General features: G+C 52.7%; 27 protein-coding genes. 17 read left to right on the top strand and 10 right to left on the bottom strand.

All coding sequences use genetic code 11. The features are described 5' to 3' along the window. Positions 1 to 3: 3 nt before the first annotated feature. From J2I46_RS04640 to J2I46_RS04630, 3 genes are read left to right on the top strand one after another with little or no spacing between them, the layout of a single operon-like run. Positions 4 to 3234 carry an efflux RND transporter permease subunit gene (locus J2I46_RS04640; RefSeq protein ID WP_207327752.1) on the top strand — a complete coding sequence of 1077 codons (3231 nt, stop codon included), beginning with the start codon at positions 4 to 6 and terminating at the stop codon, positions 3232 to 3234. Then, positions 3231 to 4373 (top strand): efflux RND transporter periplasmic adaptor subunit, encoded by a 1143-nt coding sequence (locus tag J2I46_RS04635; protein ID WP_207327751.1) that lies wholly within the window; start codon positions 3231 to 3233, stop codon positions 4371 to 4373. Before J2I46_RS04640 ends, J2I46_RS04635 begins: the two co-directional genes overlap by 4 nt. Beyond that, on the top strand, positions 4370 to 5059 hold the full coding sequence (locus J2I46_RS04630; protein ID WP_207327750.1) for a hypothetical protein: 690 nt from the start codon (positions 4370 to 4372) through the stop codon (positions 5057 to 5059). Before J2I46_RS04635 ends, J2I46_RS04630 begins: the two co-directional genes overlap by 4 nt. Positions 5060 to 5074: 15 nt before the next feature. On the opposite strand, the gene J2I46_RS04625 is transcribed toward J2I46_RS04630, so the two are convergent. Both J2I46_RS04625 and J2I46_RS04620 read right to left on the bottom strand, forming a co-directional pair. Then, the gene (locus tag J2I46_RS04625) at positions 5075 to 6358 is read right to left on the bottom strand and encodes a GAF domain-containing sensor histidine kinase (RefSeq protein WP_207327749.1); all 1284 of its coding nucleotides are present in this window, start codon (positions 6356 to 6358) and stop codon (positions 5075 to 5077) included. 371 nt (positions 6359 to 6729) lie between these two features. Further along, positions 6730 to 7578, bottom strand: a complete 849-nt coding sequence (locus J2I46_RS04620; protein ID WP_207327748.1) for an AraC family transcriptional regulator — start codon at positions 7576 to 7578, stop codon at positions 6730 to 6732. A 291-nt stretch (positions 7579 to 7869) separates the two neighbouring features. On the opposite strand from J2I46_RS04620, the gene J2I46_RS04615 reads away from it, so the two are divergent. Beyond that, on the top strand, positions 7870 to 9051 hold the full coding sequence (locus J2I46_RS04615; protein ID WP_207327747.1) for an MFS transporter: 1182 nt from the start codon (positions 7870 to 7872) through the stop codon (positions 9049 to 9051). Positions 9052 to 9166: 115 nt separating this feature from the next. Then, entirely contained in the window at positions 9167 to 9823 is a 657-nt protein-coding gene (locus J2I46_RS04610; protein ID WP_207327746.1) for an HAD family hydrolase, read from the top strand. 184 nt (positions 9824 to 10007) lie between these two features. Here J2I46_RS04610 and J2I46_RS04605 read toward each other — a convergent pair whose 3' ends face one another. After that, the gene (locus J2I46_RS04605; protein ID WP_207327745.1) at positions 10008 to 10490 is read right to left on the bottom strand and encodes an MOSC domain-containing protein; all 483 of its coding nucleotides are present in this window, start codon (positions 10488 to 10490) and stop codon (positions 10008 to 10010) included. 14 nt (positions 10491 to 10504) lie between these two features. Beyond that, positions 10505 to 10963, bottom strand: a complete 459-nt coding sequence (locus J2I46_RS04600; RefSeq protein WP_207327744.1) for a hypothetical protein — start codon at positions 10961 to 10963, stop codon at positions 10505 to 10507. Positions 10964 to 11057: 94 nt separating this feature from the next. Here J2I46_RS04600 and J2I46_RS04595 point away from each other — a divergent pair, with 94 nt between their 5' ends. After that, the gene (locus J2I46_RS04595) at positions 11058 to 11600 is read left to right on the top strand and encodes a hypothetical protein (protein WP_207327743.1); all 543 of its coding nucleotides are present in this window, start codon (positions 11058 to 11060) and stop codon (positions 11598 to 11600) included. 1 nt (position 11601) lies between these two features. Here the strand turns inward: J2I46_RS04595 and J2I46_RS04590 are convergent, their stop codons facing one another. From J2I46_RS04590 to J2I46_RS04580, 3 genes are all read right to left on the bottom strand, one after another. Continuing rightward, on the bottom strand, positions 11602 to 12078 hold the full coding sequence (locus J2I46_RS04590) for a MarR family winged helix-turn-helix transcriptional regulator (protein ID WP_229379496.1): 477 nt from the start codon (positions 12076 to 12078) through the stop codon (positions 11602 to 11604). A gap of 65 nt (positions 12079 to 12143) precedes the next feature. Beyond that, on the bottom strand, positions 12144 to 13073 hold the full coding sequence (gene ctlX, locus J2I46_RS04585) for a citrulline utilization hydrolase CtlX (protein WP_207327741.1): 930 nt from the start codon (positions 13071 to 13073) through the stop codon (positions 12144 to 12146). Positions 13074 to 13152: 79 nt separating this feature from the next. Further along, positions 13153 to 14613: an arginine deiminase family protein gene (locus J2I46_RS04580; protein WP_207327740.1), complete on the bottom strand. Its 1461-nt coding sequence runs from the start codon at positions 14611 to 14613 to the stop codon at positions 13153 to 13155. Positions 14614 to 14796: 183 nt separating this feature from the next. On the opposite strand from J2I46_RS04580, the gene J2I46_RS04575 reads away from it, so the two are divergent. The 4 genes from J2I46_RS04575 (at position 14797) to J2I46_RS04560 (ending at position 18873) form a co-directional block, all read left to right on the top strand. Then, the gene (locus J2I46_RS04575; RefSeq protein ID WP_207327739.1) at positions 14797 to 15282 is read left to right on the top strand and encodes a Dps family protein; all 486 of its coding nucleotides are present in this window, start codon (positions 14797 to 14799) and stop codon (positions 15280 to 15282) included. A gap of 123 nt (positions 15283 to 15405) precedes the next feature. Next, complete coding sequence (locus J2I46_RS04570; RefSeq protein ID WP_207327738.1) at positions 15406 to 16488, top strand: M20 family metallo-hydrolase; 1083 nt, start codon at positions 15406 to 15408, stop codon at positions 16486 to 16488. Between the two features lie 424 nt (positions 16489 to 16912). Next, positions 16913 to 17227 (top strand): autorepressor SdpR family transcription factor, encoded by a 315-nt coding sequence (locus J2I46_RS04565; protein ID WP_207328114.1) that lies wholly within the window; start codon positions 16913 to 16915, stop codon positions 17225 to 17227. A gap of 35 nt (positions 17228 to 17262) precedes the next feature. Next, complete coding sequence (locus J2I46_RS04560) at positions 17263 to 18873, top strand: alpha/beta fold hydrolase (protein WP_207327737.1); 1611 nt, start codon at positions 17263 to 17265, stop codon at positions 18871 to 18873. A 143-nt stretch (positions 18874 to 19016) separates the two neighbouring features. Here J2I46_RS04560 and J2I46_RS04555 read toward each other — a convergent pair whose 3' ends face one another. Both J2I46_RS04555 and purN read right to left on the bottom strand, forming a co-directional pair. Beyond that, a complete protein-coding gene (locus J2I46_RS04555) occupies positions 19017 to 19424 on the bottom strand; it encodes a hypothetical protein (protein WP_207327736.1) in 408 nt (135 codons plus the stop codon). A gap of 30 nt (positions 19425 to 19454) precedes the next feature. Next, entirely contained in the window at positions 19455 to 20048 is a 594-nt protein-coding gene (gene purN, locus J2I46_RS04550; RefSeq protein ID WP_207327735.1) for a phosphoribosylglycinamide formyltransferase, read from the bottom strand. A gap of 1020 nt (positions 20049 to 21068) precedes the next feature. Here purN and J2I46_RS04545 point away from each other — a divergent pair. Both J2I46_RS04545 and J2I46_RS33455 read left to right on the top strand, forming a co-directional pair. Continuing rightward, on the top strand, positions 21069 to 21248 hold the full coding sequence (locus J2I46_RS04545) for a hypothetical protein (protein WP_207327734.1): 180 nt from the start codon (positions 21069 to 21071) through the stop codon (positions 21246 to 21248). Between the two features lie 21 nt (positions 21249 to 21269). Continuing rightward, a complete protein-coding gene (locus J2I46_RS33455) occupies positions 21270 to 21584 on the top strand; it encodes an FN3 associated domain-containing protein (RefSeq protein ID WP_207328113.1) in 315 nt (104 codons plus the stop codon). A gap of 98 nt (positions 21585 to 21682) precedes the next feature. On the opposite strand, the gene J2I46_RS04535 is transcribed toward J2I46_RS33455, so the two are convergent. Further along, positions 21683 to 21862: a hypothetical protein gene (locus J2I46_RS04535; RefSeq protein ID WP_207327733.1), complete on the bottom strand. Its 180-nt coding sequence runs from the start codon at positions 21860 to 21862 to the stop codon at positions 21683 to 21685. Positions 21863 to 21931: 69 nt separating this feature from the next. Between J2I46_RS04535 and J2I46_RS04530 the strand changes: the two genes are divergently transcribed. The 5 genes from J2I46_RS04530 (at position 21932) to galK (ending at position 26395) form a co-directional block, all read left to right on the top strand. Further along, positions 21932 to 22558, top strand: a complete 627-nt coding sequence (locus J2I46_RS04530; protein ID WP_207327732.1) for an ABC transporter ATP-binding protein — start codon at positions 21932 to 21934, stop codon at positions 22556 to 22558. Continuing rightward, positions 22555 to 23265, top strand: a complete 711-nt coding sequence (locus J2I46_RS04525; protein ID WP_207327731.1) for a peptidylprolyl isomerase — start codon at positions 22555 to 22557, stop codon at positions 23263 to 23265. The genes J2I46_RS04530 and J2I46_RS04525 overlap by 4 nt, the downstream gene beginning before the upstream one ends. Positions 23266 to 23302: 37 nt before the next feature. Next, on the top strand, positions 23303 to 24205 hold the full coding sequence (locus tag J2I46_RS04520; RefSeq protein ID WP_207327730.1) for an SDR family oxidoreductase: 903 nt from the start codon (positions 23303 to 23305) through the stop codon (positions 24203 to 24205). An 11-nt stretch (positions 24206 to 24216) separates the two neighbouring features. After that, a complete protein-coding gene (locus tag J2I46_RS04515) occupies positions 24217 to 24852 on the top strand; it encodes a ribonuclease H1 domain-containing protein (RefSeq protein ID WP_207327729.1) in 636 nt (211 codons plus the stop codon). Between the two features lie 385 nt (positions 24853 to 25237). Beyond that, on the top strand, positions 25238 to 26395 hold the full coding sequence (galK, locus tag J2I46_RS04510; RefSeq protein WP_207327728.1) for a galactokinase: 1158 nt from the start codon (positions 25238 to 25240) through the stop codon (positions 26393 to 26395). The last annotated feature ends 14 nt before the right edge of the window (positions 26396 to 26409 follow it).

Below are 26409 nucleotides of genomic sequence, written 5' to 3'. Positions count from 1 at the left end.
ATCATGAATCAACTCATTCGCTCCGCCCTGCGGAACCCCATTTCGGTGCTTGTCGGCGTTATCGCGATCCTGTTTTTCGCCGTCATGTCGCTGTTTAAAATCCCGGTCGATATTTTCCCGAGCCTCGATTTGCCGACGATCTACGTGGTGCAGCCCTACGGCGGTATGGCCCCCGACCAGATGGACGGTTTCATCGCCACGCGCTACCAGGACCACTTTCTGTACGTGTCGGGTATCCGTGACATCGAGGTGAAAACCATCCAGGGGCTGTCGCTCATCAAGTTACAGTTCTATCCCGGTACCGATATGGCGCAGGCCGCCGCCGAGGTGGCCAACAATGTGTCGCGTGCCAAAGCCTACATGCCCGACGGAACGGTGCCACCTCAGGTGGTCCGGTTCGATGCCAGTTCGGTGCCGGTTGGCCAACTGGTGTTTGAAAGTCCGTCGCGGTCGCTGAATGAAATTCAGGATTTTGCGTCGGCGCGGGTACGTCCCATGTTTTCGCGTATCGAGGGTGTCTCCAGTCCGCCGCCGTTTGGGGGAAACCAGCGGACCATTGTGATCAAGGTGAATCCGCAACTGGTTCGCAGCTACCAGCTCACGCCGGAAGAGGTCATCAAATCCATCATCACCAACAACCAGCCGTCGCCTGCCGGGAACATTCGAATCGGTGATAAAACGATGATGACGCCAGTGAACTCGCTGGTAAAACGCCCCGAAGATTTTCTGAACATACCCATCCGCGTGGGGTCGGGCCCAACCGTGTTTGTGCGCGATATTGGTACGGTTGAAGATGGGGCCGACGTAACGGTGAGTTACGCACTCGTCAATGGTCGTCGGGCGGTGTATATCCCGGTGGTGAAAAAAGCCGACGCGTCAACGCTGGATGTGGTGAACAACATCCGTAAGGCCATGCCCGAACTGCAAAACGCGGTGCCGGACGATGTGAAAATCTCCTACGAATTCGACCAGTCGGTCTACGTGACCAACGCCCTGAAAAGCCTGGTGACAGAAGGGATTCTGGGGGCGGTGCTGACCGGACTGATGGTACTTCTGTTCCTCCGCGACTGGCGCAGCGTGATCATCGTGGTGCTGACCATCCCGATCTCCATTCTGTCGGCGGTAATCCTGCTTAACCTGTTTGGGCAAACGATCAACATCATGACCCTGTCGGGCCTGGCGCTGGCGATTGGTATTCTGGTAGACCAGGCCACGGTATCGATCGAAAATATTCACCAGCATCTGGAAACGGGCAAGCCCAAAGCCGTTGCGATCTGGGATGCCTGCAAGGAAATCGCTTTCCCCGAATTTCTGATTCTGCTGGCTATTCTGGCTGTGTTTGCGCCTGCCTTCGTGATGAGTGGTGTTCCCCGGTCCATGTTCCTGCCGCTATCGTTATCGGTTGGGTTTGCCATGATTGCCTCGTTTTTATTGTCGCAAACCTTTGTGCCGGTATTGGCCAACTGGCTCCTGAAAAGTCATCCTGCCCACGAAGCCCCAACGCTGGCGCTCGACGCGCAGGAACGCCACGCCATGATTGACGAAACAGCCCATCCAGCGGCGAATCCGACGGGTTTCGAGAAGTTCAAACAACGCTATGCTGGCTTGTTGGAGAAGCTGATCAACCGTCGTGGATTGGTCGTGGGCAGTTATCTGGTGGTTTCTGTTGCGCTCATTGGCCTGTGCTTTACGGTCATCGGCACCGATATTCTGCCCCACGCCAACAGCCACCAGTTTCAGCTTCGGCTTCGTATTCCCGATGGCACGCGGGTAGAGCGTACCGAAATGGCCACCCTGAAGGTGCTCGATATTATCAAAGCGGAAGTGGGTCCCGATAACGTCGACATATCGTCAGCCTACGTCGGCACGGTCCCATCCAGTTATGGTACGTCCAACATTTTTGTGTTCAATAGCGGCCCACACGAGGCTGTGTTGCAGGTGTCGCTGCGCGAAGATCACCCGGTGCGCATGGATGATCTGAAAGAGCAGTTGCGCGGAAAAATTGCCCATGCACTGCCTGCTGCCCGCATCTCCTTCGAGCCAATCGAACTGGTCGACAAGATCATGAGTCAGGGGTCAGCTACGCCTATCGAAGTAACAGTGGCGGCCAAAGACCTGCGCGAGGCGGGCCGGTTTGCCAATAAGATCAAAGACCAGATGGCCCGGATAACGTACCTGCGCGATGTGCAGGTGGCGCAGCCGCTGGCGTACCCGATTCTGAACGTAAACCTCAACCGTGAGCGGGCGGGCCAACTGGGAGTCACTTCCACGCAGATAGCCCGGTCAATGGTGGCCGCGACCTCGTCGAGTCGATTTACGGATAAGAACCTCTGGCTTGATGAGTCGAAAGGCTTGGCCTATCAGGTGCAGGTACAGATTCCCGAATATCAGATGCAAACGGCCAACGACATCGGTAATATTCCGCTGAAGAGTGGCGGCCTGTCGCCCCTGCTGTCTGACGTAGCCACATTTTCGGAAGGAACCACCGCCGGTGAATATGATCGCGTTGGGCCAAACCGGCTGGTGACCATCACGGCGAATCTGCAGAAAAAAGACCTCGGTTCGGCCCAGAAAGCAGTGATGCAGGCGATCAAAGATGCTGGCGATCCACCCCGTGGCGTGCTGGTCGAGATGCGCGGCCAAACCCGACTGCTTGGCGATACGCTGGGTAGCCTGCAAACGGGGTTGCTCGTGGCCATCATCATTATTTTCCTGCTGCTGGCGGCGAATTACCAATCGTTTAAACTCTCTCTGGTGATTCTGGCGGCTATTCCGGCGGTGGTGGCAGGGGCCTTGCTGATGTTGCTGGCCTGCGGGGCAACGCTCAACCTGCAATCGTACATGGGCCTGATCATGTCGGTGGGGGTATCGGTCGCCAATGCCATTCTGATGGTCACCAACGCCGAGAATCTACGCAAAGAAATGGGCGATACGCACCGGGCCGTGGTCATGGCCGCCAACAGTCGGATTCGCCCGATCCTGATGACCACCATCGCCATGATTGCGGGGATGGTGCCGATGGCGTCGGGCATGGGCGAGGGCGGTGACCAGATCGCGCCGCTTGGTCAGGCCGTCATTGGCGGGCTGATCGCCTCAACGCTGGCCGCCCTGCTGATTTTGCCCTGTGTGTTCACGCTGTTCCAGACAAAAGCGACGCTCCAGTCGGTATCACTCGATCCGGAAGATCCGGAGAGTCAATTCTTTCAACCCTCGTTGTCTTCTGCTTCCTTATGAAATCGTATCTGAAACTAGTCGGCCCAGTCTGCATCGCCATCGGGTTTGCGTCCTGCACGTCGGCGGTGAGCGACGATAAAACGGCTAAAAAAGAGCCTGAAGTAACGTCAGTTGCCACGGCCTCGGTGCAATCGTTGCAGCCCAGCAAACGGGTAACCCTTCCCGGCGAACTGAAACCCTGGAATAGGGTGAACATCTACGCCAAAGTCAAAGGCTACGTCCGCGACATTTCCGTTGATCGGGGAACGGCCGTTCGGAAAGGGCAGGTATTGGCCCGCCTCGAAGCGCCGGAAGTACTCTCCGAGTTAAGTCAGGCGCAGGCGCAGCTACAGGCGCAGCAGGCGACGCTGGTAGAGCAAACAACCCGCGCCCGTGCCAGCCGACTGACGTATCAGCGACTGGTGCAAACGGCTAAAACTGCCGGGGCTGTATCGTTGCAGGAAATTGATCAGGCCGAGGCGAAAATGCAGGCCGACAGCGCCATGGTCGCCGTAGCGCGTGGTACGGTGCAGGCGGCGCGGTCCAACTACCAGGCGAAAACAGAATTGCGGCAGTACCTGACCATTACGGCCCCGTTTGACGGATTGGTGACTGAACGGAATATCAGTCCCGGCGCGCTGGTTGGCGCTGGCGATGGTAACAAGCCCTTATTCGTGCTGGAAGATAGCCGTACACTGCGCCTGACGGTGGCAATTCCTGAAACGTTCGCCAATCAATTGCAAACAAAAAGCGCCGTTTCGTTCACCGTCAACGCCATTCCCGAACGCCGTTTTAACGCCCGGCTGGCCCGTTCGGCCGAAAGCCTGATCGAAGCCAACCGCGCCATGATGGCTGAGTTCGACGTCACCAACGCAACGCACGAGCTGAAATCAGGCATGTATGCCGAGGTAACACTACCCGTAGAGCGGTCGGCTCACACGTTGTTTGTACCCACCACAGCGGTAGTCAGTTCCAGTGAGAAGATGTTTGTGATCCGTGTGCGCGACAACCGGGTACAATGGGTGGCAGTGCAGAAAGGTAACGTGCTGGACAGTCTGGTCGAGGTGTTTGGCGATCTGCAACCGGGCGTGACCATTGTCAGAACGGCATCGGAAGAGATTCGGGATGGTCAGGCAGTCACGGTAGCCACACGAAAATGAGCCAAATGCAAATCAATCACCCGAAGCAGATGGCGCGTTTCGCCAGGTTACTGGTCGTTACAGGGCTGGTGTTGTTGGCGGAATTGCCTGTGTGTGCGCAGGCATATGAAGGGAATCTGCCCGTTGACCCGATCCGGGCTACGAACTTCTTCGAGCCGCAACCGGCAGAAACACCGTATCAGGAACAGGTACGTATGCTGCAAAAACAATTGCTGAGTGAGGGTAAGCTGCTGAATGAACTGTCTGTTGTTGACCCATCGGCTTATACTGCGCTCCAGAGCAGATTGCATACGTACCTGGACAAACTGGAGCAGCAAAACCCCGATTATGGACAGTCGGCTGTTCACCAATCGGTCAGGCGTTTTTTACAGTCGAGCGAGGAACAGACAAAAGCAGCCCTTGCCAAAGGCCGCCGTCGACTGATGGAATCGAACAACGGGGCTGGGTCAACGGAGGAACTTGTAAGGCCCGAGAACCTGGCATTGGTGGCGTATGCACCCTTATTTCGGAAGGCTGATTTCCGGTCACGTCGCCTTCATATCGTCTTACCCGGCGAACAGATTACACCGCTAAAAAAGGTGGGCAGTTACTATTTGGTGCGCTGCGGAACGAACAAAGGATACGTCCACGAGGGTATGGTGCAGTCAGGTCAGCAGGAAAACGCCCGGATTAGTATGCAAAAGTGAAAAGCACCTCCCACCTCAGCCGGGCAGATAAACGCTGAATGTGCTGCCACTACCCGGTTGGCTGGTGGCCGTGATGATGCCCCCATGATTATTCACCACTTTCTCGCAAATAGCCAGTCCGATACCCGTACCGGTAAACTCGTTTTTGCTGTGTAAACGTTGAAACACCTGAAACATACGATCCACGTACTTTCCATCGAAACCAATGCCGTTATCACTCACCTGAACCCGGTGATACATCGCTACCTTTTTAATCGGTTTAATTAAGTCGGGCAAGTCAGCTGCCGATATCGGTTGGGAACCAACTGTAATTTGTGATGGAATGCCTTTCCGGCGAAACTTCAACGCGTTACTGAGCAGATTTTGGAAAAGTTGCTCTAGCTGTTTGCTGTCACCCTGCACCACCGGTAGAGCCGTAACAGTTACCTGCGCATTGGCTTCGGAAATGTTAATTTCCAGCATTTTTAATACATCAGCTACTACCTGATTTAATGAGATCGACGCCGGGTCTTCCTGACGGGTCAAGATCCGAGAATAAACCAACAGATCCTTGATTAGCGAAGACATTCGTTTCGCTGCCTGCTGCATCCGCATAAGCAGATCGACATCGTCTCCCAATTGAGTTCCCCATTTGGCTTGAAGGATATCACCGAACGACTGTATTTTACGTAAGGGCTCTTGTAGGTCGTGGCTGGCGATCTGGGCGAATTGTTGCAGATTTTGGTTCGAACGTTGTAGGTAGTAAACCGACTCCCGCAATTCGCTGGTGCGTTCCTGAACTTGCTGCGCTAGCGTATCGGCTTGATCTATGGTTTGTTCAAGTAGTTCTGACTGTTGTAGATGCATAGAAATCAGGTCAGCAAATAACGTGAACATGCCCACTGTCTTAGCGTTGTTAAGCTGGATAGGACTGGGGTCAATGGCGCAAAGCGTACCAAAAAACTCGCCTGTTTTCAGCACAATGGGAAACGAAATGTAACTCTGAAACCCATACATCTTTGGCGTATGATGGTTACGAAATGCTTCGTTTGCCTGCACATTATCAATGATTACGGGTTGTTGGTTATCGCGGATCTCGTTACAAATGGTTGTTGCTATCAGAAGCTCGTCACCTGGCACCAACCCAAACTGGATATCATCGCGTACGCTACAGGCAATCCATTTGTCTTCTGTTACACGGGCCACAGCGGCAAATCCCATACCTGTTGTCTGACAAACCACATCGAGTAGCGTGGTGATCAGAGGGATTCTCATCACCCGTTCAATGTCCTTTCCAAAATCAATGTCTGATTGAGCCATGTAGTAGAAAGCCATTTTAATTGAAAATAATTGTTTTACTGGCCTCCATCGATAGCTGTTTCTTAGAGCTCTCGGTGTGTTCTACCAAAACTAACTAGCTTTTTAACTGATTCGGTTTTATGCCATTGGTTTTTAGTGAGAGGCCGCAATCTCGAACGGGAAACAAGTTGACCAGGCAAATGAATACTAAATGTATTGCCAATTCGCGATTGGTTGGTAGTTAGACTAACGCTCCGAACTGCGAATGGCCAGCCCGATACTGAATCGCCAACCTCATGGTGACCGTGTGCACATTGACTTTCCTGAAGCATATGGTTCCGTTGCCTCAAGGCTGCTAATCGACTCGTAGGCTGTTCATCTACGTAAAAAAGTCAACCCGGCAATCCTTTCCGATAGGCCGTTGGCGTTTGGCCGGTAATTGATTTGAACGTCTTGTTAAAGTGCGACAGGTTGGTGTAGCCTACATCGGCGCTAATGGCGGCAATGGTGTGATCTGTGTGGAGTAATCGGCGTGCCTGGTTTATGCGGTACTCGTTTACGAAGTCAGAGAAAGTCAGGTGGGTCATGCGTTTGAAGTAGCGACAGAAGGCAGGGACCGTCAGGTTGGCCAAATCCGATACCGTGCGAAGGTCGATCGGTTCCGCATGGTGTTCCGCCACGTAACTGTAGATCCGGTTGATGCGCTGCTCTTCCTTCGGGTCTACGGTGAACTGAATGCCATCGGCCTGAAGTGGCTGTACGTCTGTGGCCTGGCCTAATTTCTGAAACACGCTCAATAGGGAAAGCAGGCGATCGAAGCCGGTTTGGTTGGCCAGTTGAACCAGTAGCGGACCAACAAGTTGTTTGGTTTCCGTGCCGAAAACCAGCCCCTGACTGGCGCGGTTGAACAGCCGTTTAACCGCCTCCATTTCAGGCTTCTTGAGAAACTCTGCGCCCATAAAATCGTCGCGCAGCTGAACGACTACCTCTTCATAGTCACCTTCTTTGTCGTAGCTGAAATTCAGATGCGGAATGTTGGGGCCGATGAAGATCAACTCGCCATCCTCATAGTTCGAGACATGCTGGCCAACGTGCCGTCGTCCGTTTCCTTCAGGAATATAAACGATCTCGTATTCAGGGTGATAATGCCAGTATACCCAACACGTTTGCGGGCTGGTCAGGTGCACCACCTTAAACGAGCTATCTGGCTCCGGTTCTATTTTCTCGAATTGTAGACGCATGGGTTGGGAAGGTGTTGAGATTAACCATGTTCCTTCATGATTTGCGTAATTTCTTTTTTGCTCCAGGCCCTTCGACTAGGCCGGTGCGCCGTCGCAATCCCCGCCAGGCTCAAAGCCTGGAGCGAAAAAGAAATTACGCAAAAGCAACGTATCTGGCGTAAATCATATAGTGCTAAATTAACATACCCATGGTCAATTATGATCCGCACTGTCCATGAAAATGTCAATACAGCATCATAAGGCGTAAATGAAAGCACATCGTTGGCGAGTAGAAGGCCATATCTTTGTGATATGAATTCATCTGCTCAACCAATTCATTCGTTCACCCGGCACCTGTTTGCTTTTTTCAGCGACGTGCAAGCCCGCGCCGTTGGCCTTGTCTTTGCTACCGAAAGCCTTGTTTTTGGCAGTTGGGTTGCACACATACCGCACGTGAAGGATTCGCTTCAGTTATCGGATGCGCAGCTGGGAATGGCCCTCTTCGCTATGCCCGCCGGCCTGATCACCATGAACCCGCTTACGGCCTGGATCGTGGGAAAGCTGGGGCAGGCAAACGCCTGTTTCTGGTCGGCGATTGCGTTATGCTGTAGCCTGCTCATTCCGGTCAACGCCACCAACGTACCTATGCTGGCAGTTGGCCTGTATATGGTTGGCCTGTGCAGTGCCCTCATCAATGTAGCCATGAATACGCTGGCGACCGACGTTGAAAAAGCGAACAATGTGGTCATTATGTCATCTTGCCACGGTATGTGGAGTGTGGGCGGTATTCTAAGTTCGCTGATTGCCGGAATCGCCATTGCCAGTCATGTGCCGCCGGGGCTGCATGTCGCTGGTATAGCCATCGCCGTTCTGCTCGTCACGTTCCTTGTTCGTCCCACACTACTGTCAATTCCGGTGGTGCCGCCCGAAAAGTCGGCTTCATTTGTCCGGCCCAATATCGATTTACTGCTGATGATTTTCATTGGGCTTGCCGTGGCCATGGGGGAGGGGCTGGCCTTCGACTGGAGCGCGGTCTATCTGCGCGATTCCCTGAAAACAACCAGTCAGGTAGCGGCGCTGGGCTTCGGTGCTTTCTCGCTGACAATGACATTGGGCCGGTTCATGGGCGATGCCATTATTCCCCAAATTGGTGCCAAACGCTGGTTACTGATCGGTGGGCTGATCGGTGCGGCTGGGCTGGTGCTGGCCGTTGTGGTTCCCGTGCCTGCTGTAGCGCTGATCGGCTTTGCGCTGCTGGGGGCTGGAAGTTCACTCGGAGCGCCCATCCTGTACTCAGCAGCCCTACGTATTCCGAACATTCCACCCGCCGCCGGGCTGGCTACGTTCGCTACGTTCAGTTTTGTTGGCTTTCTGGCTGGCCCACCCCTGATCGGCTTCATTGCAGAAGGGTTTGGCCTGAACTGGGGCCTGCTCTTCGTTGCCTTCATGCTGCTCGCTTCAGCACTCGTCAGCCGGTTTGTTACGTTATTTTAAACCAAGTCGATAATCGTAAGTCGGTAGTCAACAAGGCGCTGCATAGGATCAAGTCACTTAACAAGCAGCGCGACTATTGGCTACCGACTTACGACTACTGATTTACCTTTCTTCTATGCTAAAAGCAGTAATCTTCGATATGGACGGCGTGATTGCCGATACCAACCCGCACCATCAGATTGCCTGGCGGAAATACTACGAACAACACGGCCGGACACTCTCTGATGCCGAATTTGTGGAATATGTGTCCGGTAAGCATAACCGGGCTATTCTGGGGCATCTCTTCCCGGATCAGGTCGTTGATGTGGCTGATTTCGACCGGCTTGCCTACGAAAAAGAAGCCCTGTTCCGCGAAATCTATGCGCCTGATATTATCGCTGTTCCGGGGCTTGTTTCTTTTTTACAATTATTGAAAGAACACGGCATCAAAACAGCCGTTGCCACCTCTGCCCCGGTCGAAAACCTCGATTTCGTGATGGATGCGCTGGCGCTACGCCCGTATTTCGATGAACTGTTGCACGAAAAACTGGTCACTCGTCCCAAGCCCGATCCTGAGATTTACCTGAAAGCCATGGCAATGCTGGGCGTATCGCCGGAAGAGTCGATCGTATTCGAAGACTCGATGACGGGTGTGAAAGCGGGTCGGGCAGCGGGTGCCCGCGTTGTCGGCGTAGCTACCACACATACGCCGACCGAACTGGCCGAAGTGACCAACGATGTAATCACCGACTTCACGGAAATGACCTGGGAACGGCTGATACAGCCGAGGTAAGTCGCTATGTTTTTGTCATCCCGAAGATGAGGGCTCGTGTCGTTCTAATCAGTAGCGCCAGGCGCTATTAAAAGGAGCGCTACGAGCCCTCACGCTTCGGGATGACAAAAACATAGCGAAAAAGCACTTGCTAGTTCTTTTAGCCAGGACGGTCAGTGAAGAATCGTTGCTCGCTTCCGTCGTGTTAAACCAACCTCACCTGATCACCAACACGTACCTGGCCGCCCTGGATGACACGGGCGGTAATGCCACCATGACCGCGCAGGGCGTTATAACCGCCTTCGCCGAGGGCTGTCTCCATTTTAGAACAGGGATAACACTCACCGGTGTACTCCAGGATCACGTCCTCACCCAAACGGAATTGCTGTCCTTTCAACGCCAGCAGATTTAGGCCCGACACGACGATGTTGCGCCGTAGCAGCGCCGGGTCAATAGCCGGTTCGCCTACAAACGCGGCAATGGCTGGCAGGTGTTCGGCTTGAATAAGGGTGATGTGGCGTTTGCCATTCTGCCCTGAATAATGGTCACCCACTAAGCCTTGTTGCTCTGAAACGGTCACCTCCGTAACAGGCGTTACCGGTATGTTCCGCTGGGGACGAATGCTGATCCAGTCAACACGGCCGGGGTGGGCTACGGTGGTGAAAAGCTCTTTTATATTGGCAGGCATAAAGGCTGAGATGCTTATACCGACGGGGCAAACTCCAGGTTCACATCGGTTTTTTGCCCGTCGACGGTTGTATTCTGGCGAATGATCAGCTGGGTACGTGACAGGGCGATGATGGGGAAAATGCCCGCGAAGCCATTCACGTTTACGTCCAGCGCTTCATTATTCTGGACCAGATACCAGGTTCCGCCATTGAGTATCTGTTTTGTTGTCCGGTCAATGGCGCGGGCAACGTTTTTATTGGTAAACTGTATATCCGCAAAATTTAGGGCCAATGCACCTACGCCCAACCGGTTGACGGCTATGATGGTGCCATTTGTATCGGTGATCCGGGTGAGTCGCCAGTCGTTGGCAACCAGCAGGTCGGCACGGGCAGCAATCTGGTCAGCTTCACTTTTTTTGCAGGAGGTGAGCCCCGTCAACAGCAGGAAGATGAGTAGTACAGGGCCTTTAGCGAAACGTAAGTAGCGATTCATAAATGGGGGTTGACTGGATTTTTTGCTATTTTACTAACTGAACGAATAGAATTCAGGTTTCACGTATACCATTACCCTTAATACACGATCAAGTATGAAACGGGTTCTCCTACTCACCGCCCTGTGCGGGCTAGCTGTCTCCTGCACAACCACCCGGCCAACGCCGAGTCATCAGCCTGCCGACGAAACGGAGTATTACGTAAAAGCCTCGCCGCTCGAGGAGCTAAACCGGCGTATCCTGCCCGATCCTATCGGGGGGCTTGGTCACAGTAATGATGCGCAACTCAGTGTAACCGATATTCGTCTGACTGCCAAATACACGGTCCTGTACATGACATTCGATCACTCACGTGGTCAGTATGGCAGCAGCTCATCGACTCAGATCTCCATTGATCCAAAGGCTCAACTGGTCAGCCTCGACGGGAAAGAAACATTTGCCTTCGTGAAGGCTGAAGGTATTCGCCAAACGCCTGATCATATTGACGTTCAGGCCGGAGACAAGGCAAAATTCGTGCTCTATTTTGAGCGCCTGAAGCCGGGAATCGACGAGTTTGCGCTCTTTGAGTGTAAAGATTCTCCGGGCCTGACGTGCTGGAATGTGACCGATATGCACGTAGACAATCCGGCAGCGCAGTAGCCTATTCGCCTGATGGATCAGCGTTTAACCGTTCGGCAGCGGCAAAAATCTGCCTGGTCAACGCCAGGGCGTTGTCTTCGCCCAGTTTCTCGGAAAATTTCGCCCAGTTGGCCTGCCAGGCCCTGTCTACTGCCGGAGCCAGGTCTTCACCAGCCTGCGTAGCAAACACCATCGTATGCTTGCCCACCATTTCCCGACGAGCCAGCCCTTTCCCTTCCAGTTTTTCAATCAAGCGGGTAATGGTTGACGGGGAGAGTAACAGTGTCTCGCTCAGGTACGTTGGCGTCATACCCGGATTAAGGGCAATTTCGTTCAGCAGGTAGGCGTGCGAATAGGAGAGCCCCAGTTGAGCAAATTCACCATCACCGATCGTCGTCAACGAGCGAGCCAGCGCATTGGCAGAAAACAGCAGACAGGCCCCGAAACGTGTCGAGAGTGCTGCCGTTCCGGATTCACCCGGCGAAGTTGTAGTAGGCAAGTCTGTATGTGGTGCAACTGAGTCCATGACAGGGTAACAACTTGGCTGGCGAATCCGTTTGCCTGTTATTTGGATGGAAGGTGCACCTCGGCCATCATACACCGGGCCGACCCACCACCGTTGGCTTCAATGGTTGCCAGATCAAACGTTTGTATGGCCGCGTAGTCGTCGAGCACATCGATCTGTTTTTCGGTTAGCGACTGGTGCGCCTGCTTCGACATGATGAGCAATTTCTGGCCACGGGTCGTCTTCACCAGCAGCATGTTACCCGCAAACGCATTCATTTGCTCGATGGTAATTTCAATGATCCGTTTGCCAAGCCGCTCCAACTCCTGCCGAACCATCAGCCGTTCGTCGAGGTCCTGAATCGCCTGCAGACAAACTACGGCAAACGAATCACCAATACACATCAGCACGTTGGTATGGTACACCGGCTTGCCCGTTTCGTCTACGGCATGAAAGGACACGGTTTTGTAACCCGTTTGCCGACTGAATTCGGCCAGCACATCCGGGTCAGTGCGGGGGGACAGGCAGGCAAAGGCCACGCGGCTCATGCGGTCGAGCACCATGCTGCCCGTTCCTTCCAGGAATTTCCCCTCTTTCTCAAACGCCGTCAGATCCACCACTTTCGAAACGTGGAAATGCTGAGCCAGATCATCGATAATATCCTGGCGACGTTCCAGGCGGCGATTTTCGGCTTGCATGGGATACAATACCACCGTTCCGCTGAAGTGGAAAGACACCCAGTTGTTCGGAAAAATCGAATCGGGCGTGTGGGGGTCGGGCGTATCGTTATAGACCATGACATCTACGCCACTGGCCCGGAGTTGCCGAACCATCTCATCGAACTCACGTTGAGCGTCGGCCTGCGCCTGCTCAACTGGCCGACCAGCCAGTGACGCATCCTGAAACGAATTGGATGCTGCCGTTTGCTCGTTAAAGCCAAACCGGACAGGACGGATCATTAAAATGCGCTGCGTAGTTTGAGATTGCATAGGGTAGTGGATGGTTCAATGTCTGACGATTGAACCTGTATAAGGTTGTAACGTTTCGTTAAAAATACAGCAAAATCGATCAAAACCCTTCGCGAAGCAATGGTAAACTCATGCAATGGCTACCGCCACGGGCTCGGCTAAGTTCGGCAGAGGGGAGCATGATGAAGGTGTTTTCGATTGCTTCCGGCGATGATTCGCCCCGCTCGAACCGATCAAGTACCTCAGCGGCAGTGACCACATCGAATCCCGCCTGCCGGAAGGCTTCGGCCGTATAATCGTTACGGTCATAGCCAACCACAACACCATCTTTCAGCGCCAGCAGGTTGCACGAGTCCGTCCACTGTTCGCGGGCACCGAAGGGAAATTCGTTGTTGCCGGAATAAATGAAGGTTACCGGTTCGGTGGCGCCGAGGTCATTCCGGCTAATATTGGCCAGTAGGTCTTCGAGGTTCTCGATCTCGATCGGCTTTTGCTCCTGGCCCTTTCTGAACTGAAGAATTTTCAGGTCTTCAGACAGGTCTTTCGGGGCGAAAAAGTGCATCACATCCTGCTTCCTGGCTTCGTCGCCAGTGCGTGCCAACGTACCCAGCAGTACCCAGACATTCCGTTTCACCTGCGTAAATACGGTGTCGATGTGCATGTAATCGCGCTTTTTGGGAATCTTGATGATCGTGACGGTATCGACAACGCCTTTGTCGAAAACCAGCCGCATCACCTGCTGGGCGGCGTAGAGGGTTGTTCGCTCACTGCAGCCGATCAGCAGATGCCGTGGCCCGATCATCATCACATCGCCCCCTTCGAGGGTTGAGCGGCTAAGGTCGCGGGCCGTGTCGGAGTCGGGCAGGAGGAAAGCGTGTTCGTTGTCGGGGATCTCAATGATCTTATCCCGGTAATCGGCAAAGAGCGAATGATTGAAAAAGATGTATTGAGCCAGAAGTGCTTCGCGGGTACGTGCCTGTTTGGCCGGTTTGTTTAGCAGAATATGATCGTTGATGACGATGCCGATGTCGCGCGTGAAGATGAAGTTGGGCAGCGGCGCAAACAGCATCGTGCGGTCGGGGAGCGAGCCGGAGATCAGAATTTTGGCCAGTTCAACCGGGTCAACGCTGGTTAGCTGCTGTTGGGTCTTAAACGAAGTGCGTTCAATACCACAGATGGCCGCAATCAGTTTGGTACGAATGACCTCATCGGCCAGAATATCGGAGAGCAGGCACTGAATGTCAATGACCTTCTCTGACGCAAAATAGTCTGGGTGATCGGGTTTGAAAAAGCCACGGTCGGTGCCGGGGGCCAGGTTGGCCACGCGCCCTTTTATCTTGTCCGGATCGAGAAAATAAAGCAACAGTTTGACATAAAAATCATACTCATCGCGCCGCATCATATCCAGATTCACGATGTCTTCGAACAACCAGTCCTGCGCTTTTGAGGGCACTACCTTGCCTAAGCCCCGGTCGGGACTATGGATCAAAAGCCGCCGGAGTGTGCCGATTTCAGAAGAAACGCGGATGAAATCAGAAGTTGTGTTAGCAATCGTCTGCATACAAAAGGTAGTCGGATTGGTTTGCAAGGTACGCGATTGGCCCGGAAACTCACCGTTCAGAAGCTTCGGCGGTAAGTGAACCGGAGACGTTAACAATCGGCTCGTTTATTGGTTAGGTAGGTAGATTCTTCTCCGGAAATGAGTCTATTTTCTTTTCAGATTTCGAACCACTCAAACACGATTATGCAACCCAATATTGGCCTCGAAAAGGACGTACTGAAGCAGGATAACGAGCTACTAAATGCGTTTCTAGCTGACTTACACGTACTATACATCAAAACCCGCAAGTTCCACTGGGACGTGAGCGGCCCAAGTTTCAAAGAGTATCACGAGTTCTTTGAAGAGCAATACAAGGAACTGGAAGAAGAAATCGACCTGGTGGCCGAACGTATTCGGCAACTGGGTGGCCGGCCATTGGCCACGATGGCTGATTTCATCAAAACATCCAGCCTGAAAGAAGACCACGATGGACACATCAAAACGCAGGAAATGTTTAAACGCCTGCTGGCCGACCACGAACAGGTGATTCGGGAACTGCGCGACGATGTGAAAACAACAGACGAAGAACTGGAAGATGCCGGCACGGCCGATTTCCTCACCGGGCTCATGGAGGCCCACGAAAAAATGGCCTGGATGCTCCGGAAATACCTCTCTGACGAGCGGGGATAGCCACAGCGAAAATAGGGTGTTACCAGCCAGAAGGCTGCCTGACTACGGTTGGGCAGCCTTTTTTTGGTGGCTAACCACTTGCCTGTCGGGGGCACAATGGTGCCGACATTGTTTCTTTGCAGCATGAACGTAGGACCAAACTCACTGCCCCGCTTGATAGATAATGCGCTGCAACTACTCAAAGCGCTGATTGCTACTCCGTCGATGAGCCGGGAAGAAGGGCCAACCGCTGAACTGATTGCAACGTACCTGCGCTTACATGGCATCACCAGCAAGCGGGTTGGCCACAACGTGTGGGCTCAGAATCGCCACTTTGACCCCAGAAAGCCTACGCTTTTGCTGAATTCGCACCATGACACGGTAAAGCCCAACGCTTCGTATACCCGCGACCCGTTTGCACCGACGATTGAGGATGGTAAACTGTATGGACTGGGAAGCAACGATGCGGGTGGCTGTCTGGTAAGTTTGCTGGGTACGTTCGTGCATTTCCACGACCGGGCTGATCTGGCTTACAATCTGGTGATCGCGGCGAGTGCCGAAGAAGAAATCTCTGGCCGGGGCGGTATTGAATTGCTCTTGCCGCATCTGCCACCCATTGATGTGGCGCTGGTGGGCGAACCAACCCAGATGCATCTGGCCATTGCCGAGAAGGGGCTGATGGTGCTCGATTGTACGGTTCGGGGCCGGGCGGGGCATGCCGCCCGCGATGAAGGCGAAAACGCGATTACCAAAGCCATGCCCGATTTGCAGTGGTTTCAGACGTATCAGTACCCAAACGTGTCGCCGTTGTTGGGGCCGGTGAAACAGTCGGTAACGATTATTCAGTCGGGCACGCAGCACAACGTAGTACCTGATACCTGCACGTTTACCGTTGATGTCCGGGTAACCGAGCAATACACCCTCGAAGAGGTACTGGACATTGTCAGGACCAACGTACAGGCTGAGGTAGTACCGCGCTCGGTTCGGCTGCGCTCGTCAGGCATTGCAGTCGAGCATCCGCTGGTGCAGGCCGGGCTAGCGCTTGGTCGAACCACTTACGGGTCGCCAACGCTGTCGGATCAAGCGCTACTGCCCATGCCATCGCTGAAGTGCGGTCCCGGTCATTCAGAACGGTCACATACGGCGGATGAGTTTATTTATCTGATTGAACTGGAAGAGGGAATTGCCGGGTACGTTACCATGCTGGAGGGGCTGGTGTTACGCTAGTTTTTAGGCTAATCATTACTGGCTATTGCAACGGAAGCTGTTGAAATAGACTCATTTGCCCATGAACGCTTCACAATCTATCTCGCTCACTATACTGCTGATGGCAGCAATTCCCGCCTGCTCGCAAGACTCCATAATGGTCATAAAGCCAGTGTCTGGTTCACAGATCTACGATCATATGCCTATTAGGAAGGGACAAGGGACGGCTGTGCCCATGCCTGGCCCGCGCTACCAGTCGAGGCAGGGACCTATAGTAATACCGATGCTGCCTGATTCGCTCCGCCGCAGGCCTAAGCGGGATTCTACGAAATAACTTATCAGCAGAGAATTATCCGCTTATCTTGGTATTCAGCCGTTTGTCTAAATACTGAATCCCCAGAGTTTATTAATTAGACATTTGTCTAAGTATTTAATCGATGAGCAGATGAACGCGCTATTCAAGGCCCTGAATGACCCGACTCGCCGCCAGATGTTGGAATTGTTACGAAAGGGTGATTTAACCGCCGGTGAAATTGCGGATCAGTTCGAGATGACCAAACCCAGCATTTCACACCATCTGGATTTGCTCAGGCAGGCTGGTCTTGTCGACTCAACCAAGAACGGCCAGTTCGTAACCTACACCCTGAACACCACCGTGCTGGATGAACTGCTGGCCTGGCTGATGAACTTCACCGGTTCATCCTTACTCAATACATCGCCGCCGGCACCAGAGCCAGATTCGAGTAAAAAATCCAGTTAACTGTCTATGAATGAATTACTCTATTACTTTTTGTCATGGAAAAATTATCACGCTCGTCAGAATGGGTGTTAGTGTTAATCACTGTTTTACCACTCATGTATCTGGCGTCAATTTGGTCCGTGTTACCGGCTGAGGTGCCGACTCATTTCAGCGCCGAAGGCCAACCCAATGCCTATAACAGCAAAGAATCGCTGGCCATCGGGCTGGTCGTTCTGTCTGCTTTCATCTACGGCCTGCTTCGTGTGCTGCCAGCTATAGACCCCAGGAAGCACCTTAATTCGGCCAGTTATGCTCGAATTCGATTCACGATGACGCTTTTCGTAGCCGGGCTCTCCTGTGTTATTCTGTACATCATCCACGCCGGCAAAACGGGAGAGATCGTCTCTGATTTGATCTTATCGGCAGTGTTTCTATTGCTGGCAGCCATGGGAAACGTCATGCTGACCGTGCCGCAAAACTATTTCGTAGGCATCAGAACGCCCTGGGCGCTGGCTAGTCAGGAAAACTGGCGCAAAACACATCGGATGGCTGGTAAACTCTGGGTTAGTGTTGGGCTAGCGGCGTTTGTGGTGAGTCTGTTTTTACCGGCCGTGGCCAAAACAGGACTCACTGTTGTGGTCGTATTTGTGCTGGCTGTGGTTCCGTACGTGTATTCGTATCGGCTGTTTAAACAGGGACTGGTGGTTGCGTTGTTTCTGTTGGCCGCTACGTCGGCTGTGCAGGCGCAAACCGAAGAAACGATCCAGTACGCCATTACTCAACCGGCCGGTGCAAGTCTGACGCTGGAAGGAACATTGACCCTACCCGCCAACGTGAAAAAACGGGTGCCGGTAGTACTGTTAATTGCGGGCTCTGGCCCAACAGACCGGAATGGCAATAGTAGCGCACCCGGCTACCAGCAGATGAACATGTTTCGGCAACTGGCCGATAGCCTGACCAAACGTGGGGTGGCTGTGTTGCGGTACGATAAGCGCGGAAGTGGCACAAATTCAGTGCTTTATGCCGTCAGGCTCAACAAATCGGAAGCCAACTTCGACTACGGTGTCGATGACGCCGTTGGGTTTATCCGACAGCTACAGGCCGACAAACGGTTTTCATCCGTCACGGTGGCTGGTCATAGCGAAGGGTCGCTGGTGGGTATGCTGGCCGCAGCACAGACCAAAGTGACCCGGTTTATTTCCATTGCCGGTGCCGGACAGAATATCGCGGATATCATCAAGGTGCAGTTTGCCAACGGGGGCGTACAGGGTGATGCGTTGATAACTGCCACCCGTGATCTGGATTCGCTCAAGGCCGGGCAAGCCGTAAAGCAACCGCCCATGATGCTGGCTTCATTTTTTGCGCCCAAGGCACAACCGTACCTGATTTCGTGGATGAAATATGACCCGGCCGACGTAATAAAGGCATTCAAAGGGCCCGTGCTTATTTTGCAGGGCAAACGCGATATTCAAGTGGCCGTAACTGAAGCCGAACGACTAAAGGCTGCCCGCCCAGATGCCAAATTGGTCTTTTTCGATACAATGAACCATATCCTTAAAGAAGCCCCCGCCGAACGGATGGCAAATATGGCTACCTATAGTAACCCCAATCTCAGTATTGTACCTGCTCTGGCCGATACGATAGCCGATTTTGTCGGGAAGCGGTGAGTGGTTGGCTGGTTGATTGGTTAATTGGTTGGTTAATTGGTTGGCTAGTTAGTTGGTTAGGCTAGAAGCTTCGGTTCCTAGCCTAACCAACTAACTAGCCAACCAATTAACCAACCAATCAACCAGCCAACCAGCCACCACCCCTAATTCACTTCCCGTTCCTGTTTGTACTTCACGGCCAAGCCTTCCAATGAATATCCATTGACAGTGGCGGTGGTGAAATACTGATATTTAACGTTTATGAGCGCGTCGGCTCCCAGTCGTTTGGCCTGCAGGGTCAGTTTACCCATCAGCGCGTCTTTGTCGAGCATGGTATTTCCCCGCCCCAACATTCGCCCGCCTTTGATTCGCTGGTTTTGCTCAATTGGTTTTTCGTCGGTGATATACAGAAACTTAAGCTCGTCGTAGGTTCGTCCCGGTGACTGATCAGCATAAAAAAGGTCTACCGGGTATTTTGGGCCCGTTGAGATCGGAATGGCGGGCCGGAAACAGCCCGACATCAGAACGGGCAACAGCGTCAATGCGTAGCGATAAATAGAACGGCGGAACATGAGAAAATGGGCTAGGTACGTTCTAAACGGCTATTGAGTGGCTAAAGTTGCCAGAACCTCACCCACCACACGCGGGTAATGCGCATACTCCAGCGCATGCACCTTTGCGGCGACATCGTCGGCCGTATCAGTTGACAAAACGGGGCACCTGGCCTGAAAAATTATTTGTCCTTCATCGTACTGTTCATTCACGAAATGAATGGTGATGCCCGACTCTGTCTCGCCTGCAGCGACAACAGCTTCGTGAACATGGTGGCCAAACATGCCCTTACCACCGAATTTGGGCAGCAGAGCCGGATGAATATTGAGAATGCGGCCGGGAAATGCCTGGACCAGCGAGGCGGGTACCAGCCACATGAAGCCAGCCAGCACAATCAGATCAATCTGCTGTGCTTTCAGTAGCTCAACAAGGCGATCAGTCGTTCGGAAAGCGGGGCGGTCGAACACCACCACAGGTACGTGCTGGCCACAGCCAAATCCCCGGCGTGAGCGGTCAATGACACCTGCCTGTGGGTTATTGGTCAGAATAAGCACAAGCTGTACATCTGTCTGATCTGAAAAATGGCGGGCAATTTCTTCGGCATTACTGCCTGAACCGGAAGCGAAAATGGCGATACGTTTCAATAGCTGGCGAACGGATTGGGTACGTCGAAGTTTGAATGTGGGCTATAAAGGTAAAATACCAGCCTGATTGATGCCCGACAAAATTGTCAACTGACCGCCACTCACTGCTGTGTAGAACTGTCGGCGCATTAGTATCCAATTGCTCATAGCAACTAATTCCTACCTGGATAGCCAGAACTAATAGTTGTCACTGTGGGCATTTAGCCCTAACTCCGCAACTCGTAAACTCAGCAGATCATTGAACGAAGTAAACAGAGAATAAACACTTATAAAAAAAAGCACTTCACACACTTTTTAAAATAACCTGACTAACTTTCTGGTTACTATGAAGTAAAGTAATATTGTTTTGTGAAAGTAAATTATCGTGAGAAACAGGACACCCAATATAGATCTTTAATCAATTTTTTGCTTTTATTGGACATATATCAGTATGAATATCAGCGATTTGACTAATGAGTACTTACAGACTAACAACTTAGTTGGTTAATACTGGTTTTGTTCACTAAGATTGGCTTATTGTTAATACGCATAAGTATATTAAAATCGGAAAATACACGCTGTAGCAATTAATTGTGCGCTATACGCTGTACCGCTTAGGACTGTCTATATCACGAAGATCGCTTTATCGTTGCGTCTGCCATTCGTTGTTCCGGTCCTGATTTATCTGCTAGCTATTAGCGGCACTTCTTTCTCGCAACAGATCTATATCAACGAAATAATGGCGTCAAATGCGTAAACATTCTCGGATGAGACAAACGCGTTTGAAGACTGGTTTGAATTATACAATCCCAACTCGGTACCGGTAGATATCGCCGGCTATTACGTCACCGACAACCTGTCGAGTCCGACCAAACATCAATTTCCAACTGGCTCTGCATAGACCATAATTCCGGCTCATGGCTACCTGATTATCTGGGCTAGCCACGCACCAACCGTGGTCCGTTGCGCGTTGGTTTTAAACTGTCGGCTGAAGGTGAATGTACATGCCCGACGGAACGACGCTTGTTGATCAGGTAACGTTTGGGCCGCAGCGGACAGACATTTCGTGGGGGTCGGAAACCGGATGGAACGACAGACTGGTTGTTTTTCCAGCGAACATCAACCGTAGATGATACCAGCCCAGGTACGTCGAATGCAGGTCAGACTGGGTATAGTGAGGTGCTGAACGTACCTGTTTTTTCGCAGTCGGAAGGTTTCTAAAGCAGTGCCTTCAGCCTCAGTATTACATCGCCAGATCCTTCAGTTACCGTCTACTACACATTGGATGGGTCAGAGCCTAACCCGGCTGACCTGGGCGTAAACACGTTTATTTATAAAAACAATTATGTTGAGCTACCGGAGCAGACCGACGGTGCTTTGCTGACCGAATCGTATCAGACGTTTGCGTACACAGGTGCAATTGCAATTACCGATAGAAGTAACGCGCCTAATCGGGTGTCGTTAAAGTCGTCGAGCTACAATTCCGGACCTTATTACTTCCCTGTTCTACCTCTTTTCAAAAGTACGGTGGTGCGGCCGTGGGCCAACCGTACTTGATCACGTGTTTATTTCCAATGGCCATACCGTTACGATCCCTGTCACTACTGCCAACGCAAAAAGTGTAACGGTGGGCAACGCGGCCCGGGTTCGATACACTACCGCAACGGCTTCGCTGCGCATTGCGCCCTGATGCGCTGGGTACGTTCCTGCCAGACGGAGCCAGCGGTTACCGATCGGGCAACACCGGCAGGTACGTTGTGCCAAGACTTTCTGGCTAGTTTTATCTGGGCCGAACAACTGGTCGGCAGCCGCAATTGATGGGCTACGAACGGCATAATTTGGTTGGTACGGTGCATTTTCATTCGCCCCTCTCTACTTTTGTGGAACGTACCTGATGGCTTTTTATGCTCACGACCCAGCGATTGACTTTTTCGTATTCGCCTACCAAGTCCTTTACGTTTCCTGACGTTAGCTGTCCAGACAGCGATGCACTATTGATTCTTGGTCAGTCGGGAACAGGTAAAACCACGTTTCTGCATCTGCTGGCGTTACTGCTTACGCCTGAGTCCGGGTCGGTGGTTATTAATAAGACGGATCTGACCACACTCTCGCCTGCCCAAACAGCAGCATTTCGGGCGGCCAATGTGGGGATCGTGTACCAGAAACCTCACTTTGTCAGTTCATTATCAGTAATGGATAATCTGCTACTGGCCAATTACCTGGCTAATAAAGCAGAGGCTAAAGACCGTGCCCGCCAGTTAGCTTCGCAACTGGGGTTTTCAGAACATCTGGGCAAGAAGACCAACGAGATGAGTCAGGGTGAGCAGCAGCGTGTGAGTATTGCCCGTGCTATGATGAACCAGCCCGCCGTGATTCTGGCCGACGAGCCCACCTCCAGCCTCGACGATGAGAACGCCAATCGGGTAATTGCCCTGCTGCACGAACAGTCGCAGCAGATTGGGGCCAGTCTGATTGTTGTCACCCATGATCAGCGGCTGAAAGACGCCTTTACTAACCGGGTAAATCTGTGAGAAAAATCCTGCTATTGTTGCTGTTGTTGCCACTCCTCGGCGTTGCGCAAAACAGAAAGAAGAAAGATTACCTCGTCTCACTCACCACTGATTTTGGAGTGATGCGCCTCGTTCTACACGATGAAACGCCGAGGCACAAGGCCAATTTCATCCGCCTTGTCGACAGTTCGTATTACGATGGCCTGCTCTTTCACCGGATTATCGAGAAATTCATGATTCAGGGTGGGGATCCCGATTCGCGTACGGCTGTGGCTGGTCAATCACTTGGCAACGGTGATATCGGATATCTGGTACCTGCTGAACTCATTCCCACTCTGTTCCACAAACGGGGCGCGCTGGGAGCCGCCCGCGACGACCGGCCCGATAAAGCATCGAGTGCCGTACAGTTTTACATTGTTCAGGGGAAAGTCTGGAACGATGAAGACCTACAGAAGCAGATTGACCGCGCCCGCGCCCGAGGAGCGACCCGCATTTTTACCGACGAGCAGAAACAGGTATATAAGACCATTGGTGGAACACCCCATTTAGATGGGAACTACACGGTTTTTGGCCAGGTCATTGACGGCTTAGCCGTGATTGACAGCATTGCCAGACAACCACGAAATTCGAAAGATCGCCCTCTTAAAGACATTCGAATGAAGATGAAAGGGGAGTGGGTCAAGAAGAAAAAAATTACTAAAAAATACGGATACGAGTATAAAGCGTAGCGGAGCAAGGTATTGTGCGGCTAGTGCATAAGTCTCTATGAACATTCTAATTACAGGTGCCAACGGACTGTTAGGTCAGAAATTAGTTGGCTTGCTGGCCAATCAGCCTAGCGTTAAGTTAACTGCCACCGCCCGTGGGGCTAACCGACTGCCTGTTGCTGATGGGTATACGTACCTGGCCATGGATATTACTGATCGTCAGCAGGTGCTGGATGTGATTACCCAGGTACGTCCTGATGCGGTGATTCACGGTGCCGCCATGACCGACGTAGATAAATGCGAGCTGGACAAAGACGGTTGCTGGGCACAAAACGTGACAGCCGTTGAATACATCGTTGAAGCCTGCCGGGCAGTTAACGCATTCCTCTGCCATGTTTCGACCGATTTTATATTCGACGGCGCAGCCGGACCCTACACGGAGGAGGCAGAGGGTAACCCAATCAGTTTCTACGGCTGGAGTAAATATGCTGCCGAAAAAGTAGTGATCAACTCTGGCCTTAATTGGGCTATAGCCCGCACGGTGCTGGTTTATGGCATTGCGCACGACATGAGCCGGAGCAACATCATTCTCTGGGTGAAAAAATCGCTGGAAGACGGCAAGACGATCAAGGTTGTAACGGATCAGTTTCGTAGCCCAACGCTGGCGGAAGATCTGGCCGCCGGTTGTGCGCTGATAGCGCAGAAGCGGGCAACCGGTATTTTTAATATTTCGGGCAAAGAAGTATTGACACCGCATGAAATGGCGATTCAGACCGCCGATTATTTTGGCCTTGATAAATCACTGATCACCGAAGCAACGGCGGCTACGTTTACACAAACCGCCCGCAGGCCACCCCGTACCGGCTTCATTATCGACAAAGCGCGCACCGAACTGGGCTATGATCCGCGCAGTTTCAGTGAAGGGATTGCCTTGCTGGCCGAGCAGATTTCGGGTCGGTAGGGGCGGAGCGTATGGCAAAGAAGAAAGCGAAATATTACGTTGTCTGGCAAGGTCGTGAAACGGGCGTTTTTGATAGTTGGGAAACGTGCAAAAAGCAGGTAGACGGCTTCGATAAAGCCCTGTTCAAGTCGTTCGATAGCAAGACCGAAGCGATGAAGGCCTACACCGACAACCCGCGCAGGTACGTTGGTAACAAGCCGAAAACGGCTCCGCAGATGAAGCTGTCAGACCTTCATCGGCCGCCTATTGAAGACAGTGTGGTGGTTGATGCCGCCTGGAACACAGCCACCGGCGATATGGAGTATCAGGGTATTTACCTGCCCACTCGGGAGAAAATCTTTCACCGGGGACCGTACCACGATGGGACCAACAACATCGGTGAATTTCTGGCCATCGTGCATGCGCTTGCGTTGCTCGATCAGCGCAAGAGTAACCTGCCCATCTACTCCGATTCGCGCACGGCCATCAGTTGGGTAAAGAAGCAAAAGGCCAACACCAAACTAGACCCTACGCCCCGCAACGCCGAGCTGTTCGACCTACTCGAACGAGCCGAAACCTGGCTGAAAACGCATCGCTTTGCCAATCAGATCCTGAAGTGGGAAACCACCGAGTGGGGTGAAAACCCCGCCGATTTTGGACGGAAGTGAAACTGTTGCTCACAACAACTAAGCTCTTTTTGTCATCCCGACCGCACCGGCGGACCGGTCGGGACGACAAAAAGGCTGGTACTAAACCCCGGATATCGTTTCGTACCAAGATTGTAACCAGGTTGGCTTGGCCCGTAGGATAGACTTGCCAACTTTTGAGTAGGCCTAACCGCTTGGATCTCACTGCCTCTACGCTGTTTGCGGGTACTATCTTGGCGAAATTAGCCATTGGCCCTTTACAAATCCGTAATAAAGCCCTACGTTTGTACCGGCAAATCGGTGCTACCAGCTCCTGCTGAATCCCCCAGGTCCTGACGGAAGCAAGGGTAGGTGGTCGTAGCGGTGAGACATTCGATTTGCCTTTTTTTTTGCCCTTTCCTCAACCATGCAGGTTCTCGACACCCTCACCTCGACCTTCAGAGGTACGTTCGGCGAAACGCCTACGCTCATCCAATCGCCCGGTCGCGTTAATCTAATCGGAGAACATACCGACTATAACGAAGGCTTCGTACTGCCAGCTGCCATTGATAAGGCAATTTTCCTGGCTGTTGGGCCCCGCACTGATCAAAAACTGCATTTCGTTTCTGCCGATCTGAACAGCACCTTTCAGGGCAGCCTGACCGCTATCAAGCGTAGTTCGAAGGGCTGGGCGAATTACCTGCTGGGTGTTGTTGACCAGGTGCAGAAAGAGACCGCTCTTCCGGGCGGATTGAACGTTGTTTTCGGCGGTACCATCCCCATCGGCTCGGGCCTGTCATCATCGGCAGCGCTGGAGAATGGGGTAGCTGTAGCCCTGAATCACCTCTACAGGCTGGGTATGGAACGGGTGCCGATGGCCCTACTGTCGCAACGCGCCGAGAATCAGTTTGTGGGCGTGCAGTGCGGCATCATGGATCAGTTTGCGTCGATGATGGGCAAACACGGTCATGTCATAAAACTCGATTGCCGGTCGCTCGACTATGAATATGCTCCACTGGCCATGGATGGTTACCGAATTGTACTCTGCGACTCGCGGGTGAAGCATTCACTGGCGGCGTCGGAATACAATACGCGGCGGGCCGAATGCGAAGCAGGCGTGGCCATTATCCGAGCGGTTTATGGCGATCAGGTACGTTCCCTGCGCGACGTAACGCTGGATATGCTCAACAAGCACGTACGCGATCAGGAACCGCTGCTATACAAGCGGTGTGCCTACGTAGTGCTCGAAAATCAACGCCTGCTCAGTGGCGTAGCTGACCTGGAAGCCGGCAACATCGACGCATTCGGGCAGCGGATGTACGAATCGCACGAAGGGCTTAGCAAGTGGTATGAAGTGAGTTGCCCTGAACTTGATGTGCTGGAAGACATTGCCCGGGCTCATCCCGGCGTTTTGGGGTCACGCATGATGGGCGGTGGTTTTGGCGGATGCACGATCAATCTGGTGCGCGAAGAAGCCCTGGCTGATTTTGAGGCGGTTGTTCAGAAAAAATACCTTGAACGAACAGGGAAGCAAACCCTGATTCATACGTGCCGGATCGAGAACGGAACGCACATTATTGCTTAACACACGGCCCATTT

Origin of the sequence: Fibrella forsythiae (assembly GCF_017353175.1) — a bacterium.
In the GTDB taxonomy this organism is placed as follows: domain Bacteria; phylum Bacteroidota; class Bacteroidia; order Cytophagales; family Spirosomataceae; genus Fibrella; species Fibrella forsythiae.
This window is presented reverse-complemented; position numbering and strand designations above follow the sequence as displayed.

Bases quoted from the DNA above. Each gene is read 5' to 3' on its own strand.
- J2I46_RS04580 (WP_207327740.1), bottom strand. From the start codon at position 14,613: ATGCAGACGATTGCTAACACAACTTCTGATTTCATCCGCGTTTCTTCT.
- J2I46_RS04595 (WP_207327743.1), top strand. From the start codon at position 11,058: ATGAAACGGGTTCTCCTACTCACCGCCCTGTGCGGGCTAGCTGTCTCC.
- ctlX (WP_207327741.1), bottom strand. From the start codon at position 13,073: ATGCAATCTCAAACTACGCAGCGCATTTTAATGATCCGTCCTGTCCGG.
- J2I46_RS04520 (WP_207327730.1), top strand. From the start codon at position 23,303: ATGAACATTCTAATTACAGGTGCCAACGGACTGTTAGGTCAGAAATTA.
- J2I46_RS04630 (WP_207327750.1), top strand. From the start codon at position 4,370: ATGAGCCAAATGCAAATCAATCACCCGAAGCAGATGGCGCGTTTCGCC.
- J2I46_RS04575 (WP_207327739.1), top strand. From the start codon at position 14,797: ATGCAACCCAATATTGGCCTCGAAAAGGACGTACTGAAGCAGGATAAC.
- J2I46_RS04555 (WP_207327736.1), bottom strand. From the start codon at position 19,424: ATGTTCCGCCGTTCTATTTATCGCTACGCATTGACGCTGTTGCCCGTT.
- J2I46_RS04570 (WP_207327738.1), top strand. From the start codon at position 15,406: ATGAACGTAGGACCAAACTCACTGCCCCGCTTGATAGATAATGCGCTG.
- J2I46_RS04605 (WP_207327745.1), bottom strand. From the start codon at position 10,490: ATGCCTGCCAATATAAAAGAGCTTTTCACCACCGTAGCCCACCCCGGC.
- J2I46_RS04600 (WP_207327744.1), bottom strand. From the start codon at position 10,963: ATGAATCGCTACTTACGTTTCGCTAAAGGCCCTGTACTACTCATCTTC.
- J2I46_RS04620 (WP_207327748.1), bottom strand. From the start codon at position 7,578: ATGCGTCTACAATTCGAGAAAATAGAACCGGAGCCAGATAGCTCGTTT.
- J2I46_RS04610 (WP_207327746.1), top strand. From the start codon at position 9,167: ATGCTAAAAGCAGTAATCTTCGATATGGACGGCGTGATTGCCGATACC.
- J2I46_RS04640 (WP_207327752.1), top strand. From the start codon at position 4: ATGAATCAACTCATTCGCTCCGCCCTGCGGAACCCCATTTCGGTGCTT.
- J2I46_RS04535 (WP_207327733.1), bottom strand. From the start codon at position 21,862: ATGCCGTTCGTAGCCCATCAATTGCGGCTGCCGACCAGTTGTTCGGCC.
- galK (WP_207327728.1), top strand. From the start codon at position 25,238: ATGCAGGTTCTCGACACCCTCACCTCGACCTTCAGAGGTACGTTCGGC.
- J2I46_RS04530 (WP_207327732.1), top strand. From the start codon at position 21,932: ATGCTCACGACCCAGCGATTGACTTTTTCGTATTCGCCTACCAAGTCC.
- J2I46_RS04565 (WP_207328114.1), top strand. From the start codon at position 16,913: ATGAACGCGCTATTCAAGGCCCTGAATGACCCGACTCGCCGCCAGATG.
- J2I46_RS04515 (WP_207327729.1), top strand. From the start codon at position 24,217: ATGGCAAAGAAGAAAGCGAAATATTACGTTGTCTGGCAAGGTCGTGAA.
- J2I46_RS04625 (WP_207327749.1), bottom strand. From the start codon at position 6,358: ATGGCTCAATCAGACATTGATTTTGGAAAGGACATTGAACGGGTGATG.
- J2I46_RS04615 (WP_207327747.1), top strand. From the start codon at position 7,870: ATGAATTCATCTGCTCAACCAATTCATTCGTTCACCCGGCACCTGTTT.
- J2I46_RS04635 (WP_207327751.1), top strand. From the start codon at position 3,231: ATGAAATCGTATCTGAAACTAGTCGGCCCAGTCTGCATCGCCATCGGG.
- J2I46_RS04560 (WP_207327737.1), top strand. From the start codon at position 17,263: ATGGAAAAATTATCACGCTCGTCAGAATGGGTGTTAGTGTTAATCACT.